Raw genomic sequence first — 15,767 nt, 5'->3', positions numbered from 1 at the left:
TCAGATTAGCTCCTTATGAAATATATTGTTTAAGGTAGTCTGGGTGACTCTCTACTGACTTTGGTTTTGCTTCACCTAATCGAACTAACCAAAGATAGAGTACCGCGAAAAAAACGGAAGAACGATGACGAGCAACCCACGTACCTAAAGCACTGCCAAATAGTAAGAGACATACGACAATCATGACAGCTGACATTGGAGGTTGAACACTTTGAAAAATGGTTGTATGCAGCCACTTATAGAAAAGGTTATGAATGATAAAATATACGAGGGCTGCTCCTCCTAAAACAGTTAAGCCGGCAATTCGGCCAATTCGGCCCTCTCCAAAAGCGACAAGCTGAGTCCAAGAAACGGACAATGACCACCCTAAGATCAGCGCACTAATGAATTGATACCCCTCTCCAGGAGCAGCGAGCCAAAAAGCAACGCCTATAACTAAGGATAAAATCCGACCAGCCATGACCCATATATAGGATGTTCTTTCATTAGTACGAGCAGATACTTCATGACGCCCTACTGCTGAACCAGCTTGTAGAAACAACGTAGCTTTGAATAAACCATGTAAAATAAGATGAATAATGGCTGCTATATAGGCGCCTAATGCACACTGAATGAGCATAAACCCCATTTGTCCAATCGTGGAGCCTACTAACTGGCGTTTATAATCAACCTGGACTAAACTAATTCCAGTTCCAATCAATACAGAAATGCCAGCAAGCAGAAGTAAGATAATCGAAGCGATACCACCATGAAATAGCGGTGAAAATCGAGTTAGTATTATTCCTCCAGCATTTACTAAACCTGCATGCATAATTGCAGAAACAGGGGTTGGAGCAACAATAGACTCAACCAACCATCTTTGGAATGGCCATTGAGCTGCAGGAATGATCACCGCCAGTACAATCAATAGCTGAATCCCTGTTCTCTCCCATTCTCCCAGCCCAGCTAAACTTTCATTTGTTACAACCAATGATAACTGCCATTGACCTGTGGCATGAAAAAGCCACATCATCGCAAAAAACAAAGAAAACCAACTTAACAAAAATAACCGGCCAGAAATTTTGGCTGCTTCACTAGCCACTTGCCAAGCACTGTTTAACCTAATAAGTAAGGTTAAACCAACAAGAGTTGCTCCCCAAAATATAACCATCAAGCGGAGATCACCACTTAACCATGTCATTGAAGCAGCTCCTGTTGTGAAAGTAAAAAGCATAAAATATTTTCGATAAGATCGATCCCCCATTAAGTAACGTACAGAAAAACGCTGAATGATGAATCCAATTGCAAGAACAAAAAAAGTCATTAAACAAGCTAAGGAATCTAAGTGCCAAGGGCCAACATTTCCACTCACACCACTATTGGCAAGAATCAGTAAGGAAACCAAAAGTGGTAAAGCCAAGATCCCAATATGAATGCGAACAAAACTCAAGGGTACTCGCGGATGTAAAAACAATAGTCCACTAATCCCAGAAGCCATAAGCATAATAAAAAATAATGTTAATAATGATGACAAACTCAGCGAAACTAACATTCTAAATTCTCCCTTTTTTAAAACTCATTATTGGTCAAAAGAACTTTCAATCAGATCATATTTGTTTATTATTTATTTCAATTTTTATTTATCTCTATTTTTTTCCAACAAAAAAGCCGACAACTTCAAAATTTCAATGATTATGTTAGATCATTGAATCCTGAAAATTGTCGGCTTCACTTCAACTAACTTCTGGGAAGTTTTTTGAAGAGCTACCTTATTATTGGTCTTTACTTTATGCTATGATTTCATTTCCTTTAATACAGTCCTGATTATCAAATAAATCGACTCATGTTCTATTCCTTTTTTATTAGGATACTTTTTCATCCTATCAATATTTAAAATGAAATATGAAAAGAATGCTAAAGGCCTACATATTAAAAGGAAAAATAAACATCTGCATCGATTATTAAGTTACGTATAAGATATGCTAAATTTTAAAAGTTGTCAAGTTTATCAGTAAACTGGTCTTTACTTTCCTCTAAAAGAATCCAACCCATTATAGATGATTCACTTTCAATGAGGAACATCCATTACAGATGAAGCTCGCTTTTCCAGATCGAGGAGCAGTGTCTTCATTTCAAATCCGCCCCGATAGCCAGTTAATGAGCCATTCTTTCCTATTACACGGTGGCACGGTACAGTAATTAATACCGGATTAGCCCCAATAGCCGCACCTACAGCACGAACAGCTGCTGGTTTATTTATATCATTTGCAATGTCGGAATAGGATTTCGTCTGTCCATAAGGAATTTCACAAAGTGCATTCCAGACTGCTAGCTGAAATTGCGTACCGGCGTACTCAACTGGAACAGTAAAGTTTTTCCGCTTTCCTTCTAAATATTGAGTGATTTCAACGGCATAGGGTTCAAGCTTATCATCATCTTCAACAAGAAGACTTCCTGGAAAGCGTTTCTTAGCCCATTCGAACAATTCCTCGATTGGTTTGTTCTGTGAACCTACAAACACAAGCCCCTTTAAAGTTGAAGCAATATAAAAATTCCAATCCTTGAACATTAGTAAAGACCAATAAAGGGTTGGTTTATTCTTTGTTTCCATTGTACGTTTCCTCCATTTTACTCATTTCACGAAATTGTGCTGGTGTCTGTCCAGTTTTCTTTTTAAATAAAGTAATAAAATAAGGCGCGTTAGCTATACCCACACATATAGCGATATCTCCAATCGCTTTATTTGTCTGAATCAAATACTTTTTAGCCGCGTGTACTCTAACTTGTTGTATATACTCAACCAGCGTAATGCCTTTAATCTTTTTAAATGTTCGATGCATATGATACGGACTCCCATGACAAATATCTGCTAACGATTCTAGCGTTAATTTTTCTGTGAAATTTTTATCAATGTATTCAGTAATTAAATCAATCCACTCGCTATCAGGCATTTTTTCATTAGTGGGCTTGCAACGTTTACAAGGGCGAAAATTTGCGCGGAGAGCTTGTTCTGCGTTTGGAAAAATACATACATTTTCTTTTTTCGGAACGCGAGATTTACAGGATGGTTTACAGAATATCCCTGTCGATTTTACAGCGTAGAAAAATTGATTATTGTACGCTGCATCATTATTTATAAATGCTTCCCACTTTTCATCTGTTATCATTTCTGCATCATTCGAAATTCTATGATCATGGCTCTCTTTATGTCCGTTATTGATACTATCCGGCATTTATCTCACCTCTCCTTACATGGCTCATCTAATTCATTTTGAATTGAATCTCAATTTAAATTTTCGACACGCGTTTTTTATATCATGAGCCATTTTTATCTACTCCCGTTTAGCATTCTTGATAACTACACTATAACCTCATAAATAGAAAAAAATAAGGCGGTTAGAATGTAATAGCAAGATAACAAAATGAGTAAAGATGATTATGTGATAAACTAATTTCAACCAGCGTGAGTTTTCTTATAATTATTTAAGATAAGGAGAATGAAAAAGTGACATGGCATGAAGTCAATGATGTTATTGTCATTACATTACCTGAAATTTTCGACATGAATGCTAACCTAGGCTATCTAACCAGGGAAAAAAATGAATGCATGTATGAGATAGAGAACAATATCATTACAAAAGTTATAGCCATTGGGGAAATTCGGTGCTTAGTGCAGGTAAGCGTAATCAATAATAAACAAATGGTTGTTCAATTCCTAAACGATTCTAGACCTGTTGAGCAGTGGAAACGGGAAGAGATTGTAAAATATATTCATGACTGGTTTGATCTTGATAAGGATTTAACACCATTTTATGAAATGGCAAAAGCAGATCCATTACTTAAAATGCCTGCCCGAAAATTTTATGGGTTGCGAGTTATCGGCATTCCCGATTTATTTGAAGCTTTATGTTGGGGAGTTTTAGGACAACAAATTAACTTAGCCTTCGCGTACTCCTTAAAGAAGCAATTTGTAGAAGCATTTGGCGATTCTATTGAATGGAATGGTAAAAAGTATTGGGTGTTCCCACCGTACGAGCGAATTGCACGGTTAACCCCTATCGACCTGGCAGATATTAAAATGACGGTAAAAAAAAGTGAATATATCATTGGAATAGCCAGATTAATGGAAAGTGGAGAATTATCGAGGGAAAAATTAATGAAAATGAACTTTAAAGATGCTGAAAAAAACTTAATTAAAATACGAGGAATCGGTCCTTGGACAGCCAATTATGTTCTAATGCGCTGCCTTAGGTTCCCGACAGCTTTTCCAATCGATGATGTGGGTCTAATTCATTCGATAAAAATATTACGTAATATGAATCGAAAGCCTACGAAAGATGAAATCTTAGAAATATCGTTTTCATGGAAAAAATGGGAGTCATACGCTACCTTTTATTTATGGCGTGTCCTTTACTGAATCTTCAACTTAAACCGGAATGTACTCAATAAAAAAGAATGAACTTTAAAACTTAATCCCACAAGTACATTGTACGTACGACTTCAAGAATTCTTTGTCTTTATTAATTGTCAATAAAAAAACACGTTATCATTCCAATAGGCTCTTTGGTTTTCGGATTTCTAGCATGCTAAATTCCAACTGCTATCAAAAGCGTATCTTAATGAGGAACTGCTCTCTTATATCTGTATTAACATCAGAAAACTCAGTTAGGCAAAAGCAGTATCGCTCCAAGTCTTAATGCCTTTTAACCCCGTTGACCGACCTAATGAGGAAACATCTTGAATCTTTAGCCATGGCTGATAGTCTGTACCTGTTCCTGTACCACACCTTTATTAATCCATTTTTCCACTGTAGATGTTCTTTCTCTTTTGGACATAAAAACACCCCTTTAGACAATCTTATCCAAAGGGGTTAAACATTTATTACTCCACAGTAACACTTTTCGCAAGGTTACGCGGTTTATCAACATCACAGCCGCGATGCAGTGCAGCATAGTAAGCGATCAGCTGCAATGGAACAACAGATACCAACGGAGCAAGCGCTGGGTTTACTTCCGGCAGTACGAATCTGTCATCCGCATCGTCTAGGCCTTTCAGTGAGATGATGCATGTGTTTGCTCCGCGAGCGGCAACTTCTTTGACGTTTCCGCGGATGCTTAGGTTTACGTGCTCTTGAGTAGCCAATGCGAATACTGGTGTTCCTTGTTCGATCAAAGCAATCGTTCCGTGCTTCAGCTCTCCGCCGGCAAAGCCTTCTGCCTGGATGTAAGAAATCTCTTTCAGTTTCAGTGCGCCTTCGACACATACGAAGTAGTCAAGGCCGCGTCCGATGAAGAAAGCGTTTCTGGATACAGTCAGGTATTCACGGGCGATCATTTCCATTTCGTCTTTCTGGTCGCATAGAGCTTCCATTGCGTTTGCAGCGATACCGAGTTCTTTGACGAGGTCAAATCCGATATCGATGCCGTTTTTGTCAGCAGCCACAGAAGCAAGAACCGCAAGAACTGCAATTTGTGCAGTGTATGCTTTCGTTGACGCAACAGCGATCTCAGGGCCTGCATGAAGCAGCAATGTATAATCAGCTTCACGAGAAAGCGTTGATCCAGGTACGTTTGTGATTGTCAGGGCTTTGTGTCCGAGCGCCTTGACTTGAACGAGAACCGCGCGGCTGTCTGCTGTTTCTCCGCTTTGAGAAAGGAAAATGAAGAGCGGTTTCTTAGACAGAAGCGGCATGTTGTAGGAGAATTCACTCGCTACATGCACTTCAACCGGCACGTTTGCCCACATTTCAATATATTGTTTACCGACAAGTCCTGCATGGTAGCTTGTTCCGCAGCCAATGATATAGATGCGGTCCGCTTCCGCTACAGCGGCAGCGATATCGCCAGGCACAGACAGCTTGCCGTTTTCATCTTGATACGTTTGGATGATTTTGCGCATAACAACAGGCTGCTCATCCGTTTCTTTCAACATGTAGTGAGGGTACGTGCCTTTTTCGATATCACTGGCATCAAGCTCAGCAATATAAGACGCACGTGTAATCACGTCACCATCAAGGTTTTTGATGACGACCTGATCATCAGTGACAATAACCATTTCTTTATCCATCAGCTCTACATATTCGTTGGTTACTTGAAGCATCGCCATCGCATCAGATGCCACGACGTTGAATGTATCTCCAAGACCTACTAATAGAGGGCTTTTGTTTTTCGCTACAAAAATCGTTTCTCTGTTGTCGTTATCGAATAAAGCAATTGCATAAGAGCCTTTTAACAGTGTAAGTGTTTTGCGGAACGCTTCTTCTGTCTCAAGTCCTCCATTGACGAATTGCTCGATTACTTGAACGACTACTTCTGTATCGGTGTCACTTTTGAGCTCTACATCTTGCAAATACTCTTGCTTCAGCTGAACATAGTTCTCGATCACGCCGTTATGGACAAGTGTAAAGCGACCCAGTGCGCTTTGATGCGGGTGAGCGTTCAGATAGCTTGGTTCGCCGTGTGTCGCCCAGCGAGTATGCCCAATTCCGGCTTTCGCTTCTACATTGGCATCCACAACTTCACGCAGATCTGCAATGCGTCCTTTTTCTTTGAACACATGGATTCCCTGTTCGTTGGCAACAGCAATACCAGCAGAGTCATAACCGCGATACTCAAGCTTTTCTAACCCTTTTAATAAAATTTCCTTCGCATCAAGCTGACCGATATAACCTACGATTCCACACATATTTTTCTTCCTCCTAAGATTGTAAAAGGAGACGAAGAAAGTCAAATTTCAAGGGGACTTTCAATCGTCCCCTCCTACATGTTTTTTGGAAGATCATGTGATTTCTCTTTGTTCAAGGAGTCACCCCCTTGGTTTTAAGAAATCCTTACGGCTGTGATCTGCACACTCAGCCGGGAGGCATCCGCCGAAAATTCGATAACCTCCATCCTCGTCAACTAAGCCTTTTTCCGGGCGCTTAGTTCGGGCGCTATAATTATAGGTGAAGCAATAATCCCGTCTTCTTTTCCTATTGAGAAAATAAGAACAAGACAAGCTTGATTTTACAACATGTGGCATAAACGGTCAATTGTTTTTTAAACAACTTTGCCGTATGTCTCACAATTATCTTATGTTAACCTCGCTTGTCTTGTTCACTCTCTGATAATAGACTTCGTTACTCTAATCCCATTTCTGACCGGACGACTTCAACAATGCGATTGACATACTCATCGCACAGCTCTTTCGTCTTCGCTTCAGCCATGACACGGACGAGCGGTTCAGTTCCTGAAGGGCGCACCAAAATCCGGCCGTCGCCGTTCATTTCTTTTTCAACTTCAGAAATAACTGCTTTTACTTTTTCATTTTCTTCAACTTTATATTTATCAGTCACTCTCACATTGACTAACAGCTGCGGGAACTTCTGCATTTCAGCTGCAAGCTCTGACAGCGGCTTGCCTGTTGCTTTCAAAGTGTTCATCAGCATAATAGCAGACAATAATCCGTCCCCTGTCGTGTTGTAATCAAGGAAAATAAGATGTCCTGACTGCTCTCCGCCGACGTTGTAGCCGTCTTTTTTCATTGCTTCTACTACGTAGCGGTCGCCGACAGCTGTCTGCACGCTTTTGATGCCTTCTTTTTCGAGCGCCTTATAGAAGCCGAGGTTGCTCATCACGGTTGAAACCACTGTATCATCCTTTAAACGGCCCTCTGATTTCAGGTGTTTTGAGCATATGTACATGATTTGGTCGCCGTCTACAATATTTCCTTTTTCATCGACAGCAATCAGGCGGTCGCCGTCACCGTCGAACGCAAGACCGAGATCCGCGTTTTTCTCTTTGACAAACGCGCTGAGCGCTTCGGGATGAGTCGAACCGACGCCGTCATTAATGTTTAATCCGTTCGGGGAAGTCCCCATTGTCGAAACATCTGCATCTAAATCAGCAAACAGGTGTGTCGCCAAGGATGACGTTGCGCCATGGGCACAGTCCAATGCCACATGAATGCCTGTGAAATCTTCATCAGCTGTCTGTTTTAAGAATTGCAGATATTTTTGTCCGCCTTCAAAATAATCGTTTACAAGTCCAAGGTCTGCTCCGACAGGTCTTGGCAGCTTATCCTCAGGTTCGTCCATCAGGCGCTCAATTTCAGCCTCCTGTTCATCAGAAAGCTTAAATCCATCTCCCCCAAAGAATTTGATGCCGTTATCCTGCACTGGGTTATGAGAAGCGGAAATCATGACGCCCGCCTCTGCATCCATCGCTTTTGTCAAATAAGATACACCTGGTGTAGAAATGACACCTAGGCGCATGACTTCTGCGCCAATGGATAAAAGTCCGGCGACAAGGGCTCCCTCCAGCATATGGCCGGAGATGCGTGTATCGCGGCCTATCAGCACTTTTGGACGTTGTTTGTCTTTTGTCAGCACATAACCGCCGAAACGTCCGACTTTAAAGGCCAGCTCAGGTGTAAGCTCACTATTGGCGACACCTCTTACACCGTCTGTTCCAAAATACTTGCCCATTTTATAATCGCTCCTTTTTTATTCCGATGAGGATTGTGAATTCGCAGTGGATTCATCCTCATCCTGATCTTGGTTTTGATCTTTATTTTCGTCTTGGTTTTGATCGTTGCTGTTTTTATCAGTGTTCTTTGTATCTTCTTGCTGATTGTTCTTTTGATCATTTGTTTGTTTATCTGTGTCATCCTGATTCCCTGATGTATTGCTGCTGTTATCATTCGTTGATGTATTGCTTTTCTTAGACGTCAGCTTGATTTTGGCGTTTTTCCGCCCCAAGGACCAGGTTACATTCTGTGGCCCGTTCACTTCAAGCTTCACGCTATGCTCCCCGTCCTCTAAATCTGAAACATTCACATACAATTCAATATCTGATTTTTTCAGTTTTTTTATATTCGCGGGAGAGCCTTTAGCCGTTACATCTATCACTTGTGATTCAGGATCAAGAAATTCAATGTTTTGTGAGCTGCTCAGCCCTACAGTCTTGATGGGGACATTCTCGAACTTCTGATCCGCTTCACTATCGACTTCTATATGCAAAGTCACCTTTGACGGTGAGATTTTTTTGACACCGTCAGGAAGCGGAATATCTGCCTCGATATCGGAATCCTTGTTAATTTTACTTAAATCTAAGCTGACGCCGTCAATAAATTCAAGAGAATCCAACACATCCTGTGAGCCGTAAACCGTTACCTCACTGGGGCTGGATTCAATATTCGCTATGCTGACACCGTCAGGAAGGCTTCCTGTCCGTTCAATTTTAAAGGGCACTTTTTTACTCGGGCTTGTCACCGGAACGGTAATCTTGATAACCGAGGGCTCCACGTCGACAGGAAGCGCGTTTCCGTCTTTATCATAGACAGTCACTTTCGCTTCCTTTTCAATCGTTTCATCTGCGTTTTCCAAATTCACTGAAGCTTTTACAAGAGAAATATTATCGATCACATTTTTCGATCCGGTAATCTGCACATTTTTCGGACTGACAATCGGCTGCTCCGGAGAATAGCCTTTTTTCATCTTGCTTTTGTTGTAGTACTCCACTTCTACGGGAAAACTTTTGGTCGTCCGTTCCTGAATGGTCACTGTCGTAACAGACGGATTAATTGAGATTGTCAGCCCATCCGACACGTTTTTGGCCTTAAGCTCAACCTTATGTGTGCCGGTTTTCAAATGTTCCATATCGGCATATATTTCAAAGTTTTTGGTCTGCCGAGCCTTTTTCACGGCGCTTGTCGAGCCTTTTATCGTGACATTAACCGTTTGCGGAACACCCGTCACGACGTAATTTTCATCATCATAATACGCTTTAACCGGAATATCAGTCAGAGTTGCTTCATCAGTTGTTGATGTCGGAAAGAAAGATTCACCCGGTTTTTTCGGAGTCGGTGCTTGGTTGCTGTTAACCGCCACATAAAGCAAGAGCGCGAAAAGCAGAGCAATGATTTTCACAGCCCAGCGGTTGTTTAAGAATTTATCCATTTTTCTTGCCCCTCCAATACCAGCGGTTAGAAGAAGTGTCTCTGGTGTTTTTCTTAAACTCGGCTTCAAGCATTTCTTTCAGCGCTTCTTCTGTAAGCTCTCTGTGAAGGTCGCCGTTCTTTGCCACACTGACGCCGCCGGTCTCTTCAGACACAATAATCGTCAAACTGTCTGTTACTTCACTGATACCGACAGCTGCTCTGTGCCGCGTGCCCAGTTCTTTTGAAATAAACGGGCTCTCAGAAAGCGGCAGATAACAGGCGGCCGCGGCAATTTCATTATTTTTCATAATCACCGCACCGTCGTGAAGCGGGGTGTTTGGGATAAAAATATTGATCAGCAGCTCAGAGCTGACTTTGGCATTCAGTGGTATGCCGGTTTCAATATAATCCCCCATTCCAGTATCCCGCTCAATGGTCAGCAGGGCGCCTATACGGCGTTTCGCCATATAATTGATCGCTTTTGTAATGGCCTCAATCGTTTTCTGCTGCGCTTCTTCAACAGGCGTGCCGCTCCTCGAAAAAAAGCGGCCGCGGCCTAGCTGTTCAAGCGCTCTTCTCAGCTCAGGCTGAAAAATAATAATAATTGCTAAAAATCCCCATGTTATCGCTTGGTCCATCAGCCATTGAAGTGTGCTGAGGCCCAAATATTGGCTGGCCATACGAACAAGCACGATGACTACAATTCCTTTTAACAGCTGAACCGCTTTCGTGCCGCGTATCACCATAATCAATTTATATATCACATACCAAACAAGGAGAATATCAACGGCATTGCCGAGGTACTGCAAAAAAGGGATATCCTCAAAAGCCATTTCCTCGTCCTCCAAGATTTCAGTCATTTCGTATTTTGTGTTTTACGTGTTACGCATATGTACTTTACATAGCGAGCCCATTATACCACATTTCGATTTAGCAAGTGAAATGTGCCAGCCCTCTCAGCCCGCAAAAAAAGAGCAAAGCGGCTAACGCGCTTTACTCTTCTCCGTTCGGACTGAATGCATCGAGTACACTTTTCCCCGCAGACTTCATCTTGTACCATGTCCAGTCGAATAATTGATTGATTTCTTCAATCTGACCGGTGACTTGTCCAGCAGAGGCCATATACTTTTCGCCGTTTACGACGGTTACATCCCCGTCTATTTTGCCTTTAATAATCAGCTTGCCGTTTTTGACAGTGACATCACCTTTGACCGTCTCACCTTCTGGCACGGTCACAGTATGGTTATGAACCACAAGATTCGGCTGCTTGGATACGCTGAAATTGTGGTCATTATGCCAGCTGTTAAAAAAACCTCCGCCCATCAAAATGATGAATACCGCAGCAGCTGCGATAACGGGATGGGTTCTGAACCATCTTTTTACAGAAGCTCTTTTCTTCTCCTTAGGCAATTTTGCCATGACATTAGCGGTAAAATCCGCGGGGGCTTCGACATGCGATGTGCTCCGTACGAGCGCTATGGATTTCTCCATCTCGTAAAAATGCTTTCTGCATTTCTCGCATGTCTCCAGATGTTCATTTAATACGTGTTCATCTTTTGGAAGGATATCTCCATCAAGATGCATATGCATAAGCTGCACAATTTGTTCAGGACAGCTCATTTCATCACCCCACTTAAAGATCCCTTAATTGTTTTCTAAGAGCCTCTCTGCCTCTGTGAATCCGCGTTTTCACAGTCCCCACAGGAATGTTTAGAATCTCCCCAATTTCAATTAATGAGAGTTCGTCAATATACTTTAATACGATGACTGTTCTGTATTTGTCAGGAAGCTTTAAAATTTTCTGCTGTATCGTGTTTGAGAGCTCCAGCGACACAACTGCATCTTCAGGCAAAACACCATCTGCGGCGATTTGAGAATACATGGTCAAGCCTTCCGTACCAGCCACCTCTGCATCGAGGTAATAATCCGGCTTCTTTTTGCGAATGCGGTCAATGGTCAAATTGGTCGCGATTCGATAAAGCCAAGTTGAAAATTTCCGGTTAATATCAAAACTGTCGATATTAACGTACGCTCTGATGAAAGCTTCCTGTGCAATATCCTCCGCCTCATGCACATTGCCAAGCATACGGTAGCAAAGCTGATAAATTTTATCTTTGTAAATATCTACGATGTCCGCAAATGCATCCTGGTCGCCTTTTTTGACTTGTTTAATTCTTTTTTTAATCATCATTTCCATATTTATCTAACCTCTGCCTTCACCGGTCTGTATGTATACGAGCTTCGTTTCAAAAGGTTTCAATTTTTTTATAAAATAAGTTTATCAAATTTTTGGCAGGGTGTAGATGGTAATTCGTGAATAAACTACCTTAACATATTTTTAAAATTATTATACAGACTGAACAGTTAGAAGTTGGAATGATTTTTCCGAAAAGAAAAAAGACACCTTTTGATCAAAGGTGTCTGTGACTGGGCTAGCTGGATTCGAACCAACGCATGACGGAGTCAAAGTCCGTTGCCTTACCGCTTGGCTATAGCCCAATAATGGTGGAGGGGGGCAGATTCGAACTGCCGAACCCTGAGGGAGCGGATTTACAGTCCGCCGCGTTTAGCCACTTCGCTACCCCTCCACATAAAATTTTGAAAAAACAGTGCCGGCAAGAGGACTTGAACCCCCAACCTACTGATTACAAGTCAGTTGCTCTACCAATTGAGCTACACCGGCAAGATGGTGGAGGATGACGGGCTCGAACCGCCGACCCTCTGCTTGTAAGGCAGATGCTCTCCCAGCTGAGCTAATCCTCCAAATGGTGACCCGTACGGGATTCGAACCCGTGTTACCGCCGTGAAAGGGCGGTGTCTTAACCGCTTGACCAACGGGCCGTTGTGTTCTCGTCGAGCTGACAAAAGTTATTATATACAGGTCACCCCCTGTTTGTAAAGAGGAAAATTAAATTTTTTATTTTCAAACTTTTTAACTCCTTTTTTAACTGAAAAAGCCTCCCAACTAAAGCCATTTATTTTATGATAGAGACAAGCAAAGCAAGAGAGGAGAAACCAATATGATTCTAGTCAGTTCTTGCCTTGGAGGCATTGAATGCAGATATAACGGCTCTCACGCAGCGTCGGAGAAAATCAGAAAACTCGTCGATGAAAAGAAAGCAGTCATGGCTTGCCCTGAACTTCTCGGCGGCTTCTCTACCCCACGCGAACCCGCAGAAATCATAGGAGGCACCGGCGAGGATGTCCTCAATGGAACAGCGAAAATCGTGACAGCTTCAGGAGAAGACGTCACAGAACTATATATGGAAGGCGCCGCGAAAACATTGGCTTACGCAAAAGAAATCAACGCTTCTGCCGTCATATTAAAAGAAAACAGTCCATCTTGCGGAAGCGGGTTTATCTATAACGGCACATTCTCTGGCAAAAAAATCACCGGCAACGGAGTAACCGCCGCATTGTTAAAACAAGCGGGCTACCAGGTCATTTCGGAAAACAAGCTTGACGACATCTTGTAAGGAGGCCACCCCATGACTCAAGACATTTCTTTATCCTTCTATAAGCCTGAACACTTGCCCGAGCTTCAAGCATTCACGCTCACCAACGATGACAAACGCTTTACCTCCCTCCCGAAAGAGGTGCTGTCTCAGGCTCTGGGCATACAGGACCGATACCCGGTTGTCATCTTAAAAGACGACCTTCCAGTCGGTTTTTTCATTTTACATGCATCAAAAGAAACGCTTGCTTCCTATTCTAACAATCCATTTGCTTTACTGCTCAGCTCCCTGTCTTTAAACGCTGTGCACCACGGAAAAGGCTATGCGAAAAAAGCCATGATTTTGCTTCCCGCTTTTGTGAGCGGATATTTTCCATGGTGCGACGAAATCATCTTGGCCGTCAATCATCTGAACATACGCGCAAAACACCTTTATATGAAAAGCGGGTTCCTTGATAAAGGACGGCGAAGAATCGGGCCGCTTGGAGAACAGTTGATCCTTCATCATTTCTTATAGTCTTGGGTGAAATAAAATTTCAAAAATTAAAAAACATAGTTGAAATATCATAACAGAAATGAATATACTGAATATTGAGATATATCATTTTAAAACAGGGGGCATCCTCATGTCAGAACCATTAAACATTCACCGTCTTACAACGGAATCACGCAATAGCCAAACAGTTGAAATCCACAAAGCAAACACTCTCGGCATCCTCAAAATGATCAACAACGAAGATATGAAAGTCGCTGCAGCCGTTCAGGAGGTTCTCCCCGACATCAAAACAGCTGTAGACTGCGCATATGAATCGTTTCAAAATGGAGGCCGGCTCATATATACAGGCGCCGGTACAAGCGGCAGACTCGGCGTCATGGATGCTGTTGAATGTCCTCCCACCTACAGCGTAAGCCCAGATCAGGTCATCGGAATCATGGCTGGAGGCCCCAAAGCCTTTTTACAGGCAGCAGAGGGCATTGAAGACAGTGAAGAAGCAGGAGCTGAAGATTTAAGAAACATACAGCTCACTTCAAATGACACCGTCATTGCCATCGCAGCAAGCGGCCGCACACCCTACGCCGCAGGCGCCCTAAGATACGCCCGCAAAGTCGGAGCACACACCATCGCCCTTACTTGCAATGAAAATTCCGCCATCAGCAAGGATGCGGATCACAGCATTGAGGTTGTCGTCGGACCTGAGGCCATTACAGGATCAACACGTATGAAAGCCGCAACCGCTCATAAAATGATTCTAAACATGATATCTACCGCTGTAATGGTCAAAATCGGCAAGGTTTACGAAAACTTGATGGTAGACGTCAACGTCAGCAACAAAAAACTAAAAGAACGCGCCATCAGTATCATCCAAAGCCTTACAAATGCTTCATACGACACAGCCAGGCACACCCTGGAACAAGCCGATCATCACGTCAAAACAGCAATCGTCATGCTCAAAACAAGCACAGATCAGAAACAAGCAAAGACATTACTCGATGAAGCAAACGGTTTCATTGACAAAGCAATCGAACATTACCATCCATGATAAGGAGAGAACTAGAATGGCCACAGGCGGTTTAGCGATCATCCAATCAATGAAGCATAAGCTCCCTCCATCCGAGCGCAAACTTGCAGATTATATCCTAGCCCATCCCCACAAAGCAATCGAAAGCACGGTCAACGAAATTAGCGCCTTAGCCAATTCAAGTGACGCTGCCGTCATCAGGCTCTGCAAATCACTCGGTTTAAAAGGATTTCAAGATTTAAAAATGAGAGTAGCGGGCGATCTGGCAAAGCCTACGTTTCAGGGCTACCGGGATATTGTTCCCCACGAGCCGCTGCCCTCCATTTCCGAAAAAACGGCCGGCAATGCCATTCAAGCCATTCAGGATACTTCAGACCTGATGGACTACAAAGAGCTTGAACGAGCGGTTTCTCTGCTTCTCAAAGCTCATACCGTGCATTTTATCGGCCTCGGGGCTTCCGGCATTGTCGCCAAGGACGCCCAGCAAAAGTGGCTTCGCATTCATAAACAAGCAACCGCGTTTACAGACACTCATCTTGTGGCATCTTTAATCGCAAATGCAGATAAAGACGACATCGTATTTGCCATTTCGTTTTCAGGAGAGACACAGGAAATCATTGAACTGTTCGCCATGGCCAAGGAAAAAGGCATCACAACGATCAGCCTCACACAATTCAGTCAGACATCCGTCTCCGCACTGGCTGATGTCCCTTTGTATACAGCCCATTCCAATGAAGCCTTGATTCGAAGTGCAGCCACTTCCTCCCGCCTCGCCCAGCTTTTTATAATTGATGTTTTGTTTTTAGGCATGGCGGCTGAGCAGTATGAAACGACAACCGGTTATATCGATAAAACGAGAGCAGCCATACAATCTATGAGAATAAAATAAGGCATCT

General features: G+C 42.7%; 14 protein-coding genes, 5 tRNA genes and 1 pseudogene. 5 read left to right on the top strand and 15 right to left on the bottom strand.

All coding sequences use genetic code 11. The annotated features are described in order from the left end of the window. Positions 1–13: 13 nt before the first annotated feature. The 3 genes from AC0OMA_RS01210 to adaA form a co-directional block, all read right to left on the bottom strand. Complete coding sequence (locus AC0OMA_RS01210; RefSeq protein ID WP_047181998.1) at positions 14–1,531, bottom strand: NADH dehydrogenase subunit 5; 1,518 nt, start codon at positions 1,529–1,531, stop codon at positions 14–16. 516 nt (positions 1,532–2,047) lie between these two features. After that, positions 2,048–2,590, bottom strand: a complete 543-nt coding sequence (gene adaB, locus AC0OMA_RS01205; RefSeq protein ID WP_474221822.1) for a methylated-DNA--[protein]-cysteine S-methyltransferase — start codon at positions 2,588–2,590, stop codon at positions 2,048–2,050. Beyond that, on the bottom strand, positions 2,574–3,212 hold the full coding sequence (gene adaA / locus AC0OMA_RS01200; RefSeq protein ID WP_474221821.1) for a bifunctional transcriptional activator/DNA repair enzyme AdaA: 639 nt from the start codon (positions 3,210–3,212) through the stop codon (positions 2,574–2,576). Before adaA ends, adaB begins: the two co-directional genes overlap by 17 nt. A gap of 272 nt (positions 3,213–3,484) precedes the next feature. On the opposite strand from adaA, the gene alkA reads away from it, so the two are divergent. Then, positions 3,485–4,396, top strand: coding sequence for a DNA-3-methyladenine glycosidase II (gene alkA / locus AC0OMA_RS01195; protein ID WP_474221820.1), 912 nt, complete (start codon positions 3,485–3,487; stop codon positions 4,394–4,396). Positions 4,397–4,672: 276 nt separating this feature from the next. Here the strand turns inward: alkA and AC0OMA_RS01190 are convergent. The 12 genes and pseudogenes from AC0OMA_RS01190 to AC0OMA_RS01135 all read right to left on the bottom strand — a co-directional run bounded on the left by AC0OMA_RS01190 (position 4,673) and on the right by AC0OMA_RS01135 (position 12,738). Next, a pseudogene (locus AC0OMA_RS01190) lies at positions 4,673–4,814 on the bottom strand (hypothetical protein). A gap of 46 nt (positions 4,815–4,860) precedes the next feature. Beyond that, on the bottom strand, positions 4,861–6,663 hold the full coding sequence (glmS, locus tag AC0OMA_RS01185; protein WP_015252962.1) for a glutamine--fructose-6-phosphate transaminase (isomerizing): 1,803 nt from the start codon (positions 6,661–6,663) through the stop codon (positions 4,861–4,863). A 433-nt stretch (positions 6,664–7,096) separates the two neighbouring features. Further along, positions 7,097–8,443 carry a phosphoglucosamine mutase gene (gene glmM, locus AC0OMA_RS01180; protein WP_014112449.1) on the bottom strand — a complete coding sequence of 449 codons (1,347 nt, stop codon included), beginning with the start codon at positions 8,441–8,443 and terminating at the stop codon, positions 7,097–7,099. An 18-nt stretch (positions 8,444–8,461) separates the two neighbouring features. Beyond that, positions 8,462–9,916, bottom strand: coding sequence for a CdaA regulatory protein CdaR (cdaR, locus tag AC0OMA_RS01175; protein WP_474221819.1), 1,455 nt, complete (start codon positions 9,914–9,916; stop codon positions 8,462–8,464). Further along, a complete protein-coding gene (gene cdaA, locus AC0OMA_RS01170) occupies positions 9,909–10,730 on the bottom strand; it encodes a diadenylate cyclase CdaA (protein WP_003223651.1) in 822 nt (273 codons plus the stop codon). The genes cdaR and cdaA overlap by 8 nt, the downstream gene beginning before the upstream one ends. A 160-nt stretch (positions 10,731–10,890) precedes the next feature. Continuing rightward, a complete protein-coding gene (rsiW, locus tag AC0OMA_RS01165) occupies positions 10,891–11,517 on the bottom strand; it encodes an anti-sigma-W factor RsiW (RefSeq protein WP_015252964.1) in 627 nt (208 codons plus the stop codon). 13 nt (positions 11,518–11,530) lie between these two features. Continuing rightward, complete coding sequence (gene sigW / locus AC0OMA_RS01160; RefSeq protein ID WP_003223646.1) at positions 11,531–12,094, bottom strand: RNA polymerase sigma factor SigW; 564 nt, start codon at positions 12,092–12,094, stop codon at positions 11,531–11,533. A 230-nt stretch (positions 12,095–12,324) separates the two neighbouring features. Next, a tRNA-Gln gene (locus AC0OMA_RS01155) sits at positions 12,325–12,396 on the bottom strand. Positions 12,397–12,400: 4 nt separating this feature from the next. Beyond that, positions 12,401–12,485, bottom strand: a tRNA-Tyr gene (locus tag AC0OMA_RS01150). A gap of 22 nt (positions 12,486–12,507) precedes the next feature. Continuing rightward, positions 12,508–12,580 (bottom strand) — tRNA-Thr (locus AC0OMA_RS01145). Between the two features lie 4 nt (positions 12,581–12,584). After that, positions 12,585–12,660 (bottom strand) — tRNA-Val (locus AC0OMA_RS01140). Between the two features lie 3 nt (positions 12,661–12,663). Beyond that, a tRNA-Glu gene (locus AC0OMA_RS01135) sits at positions 12,664–12,738 on the bottom strand. Positions 12,739–12,917: 179 nt separating this feature from the next. Between AC0OMA_RS01135 and AC0OMA_RS01130 the strand changes: the two genes are divergently transcribed. From AC0OMA_RS01130 to AC0OMA_RS01115, 4 genes are all read left to right on the top strand, one after another. Then, a complete protein-coding gene (locus AC0OMA_RS01130; RefSeq protein ID WP_047181996.1) occupies positions 12,918–13,373 on the top strand; it encodes a 2-thiouracil desulfurase family protein in 456 nt (151 codons plus the stop codon). Positions 13,374–13,385: 12 nt separating this feature from the next. Further along, positions 13,386–13,868, top strand: coding sequence for a GNAT family N-acetyltransferase (locus AC0OMA_RS01125; RefSeq protein ID WP_174616577.1), 483 nt, complete (start codon positions 13,386–13,388; stop codon positions 13,866–13,868). A 109-nt stretch (positions 13,869–13,977) separates the two neighbouring features. Then, positions 13,978–14,892 (top strand): N-acetylmuramic acid 6-phosphate etherase, encoded by a 915-nt coding sequence (gene murQ, locus AC0OMA_RS01120; protein WP_047181994.1) that lies wholly within the window; start codon positions 13,978–13,980, stop codon positions 14,890–14,892. A gap of 16 nt (positions 14,893–14,908) precedes the next feature. Then, positions 14,909–15,760, top strand: a complete 852-nt coding sequence (locus tag AC0OMA_RS01115; protein WP_015252968.1) for a MurR/RpiR family transcriptional regulator — start codon at positions 14,909–14,911, stop codon at positions 15,758–15,760. The last annotated feature ends 7 nt before the right edge of the window (positions 15,761–15,767 follow it).

This window comes from Bacillus sp. AMCV2 (assembly GCF_056033925.1).
This window is presented reverse-complemented; position numbering and strand designations above follow the sequence as displayed.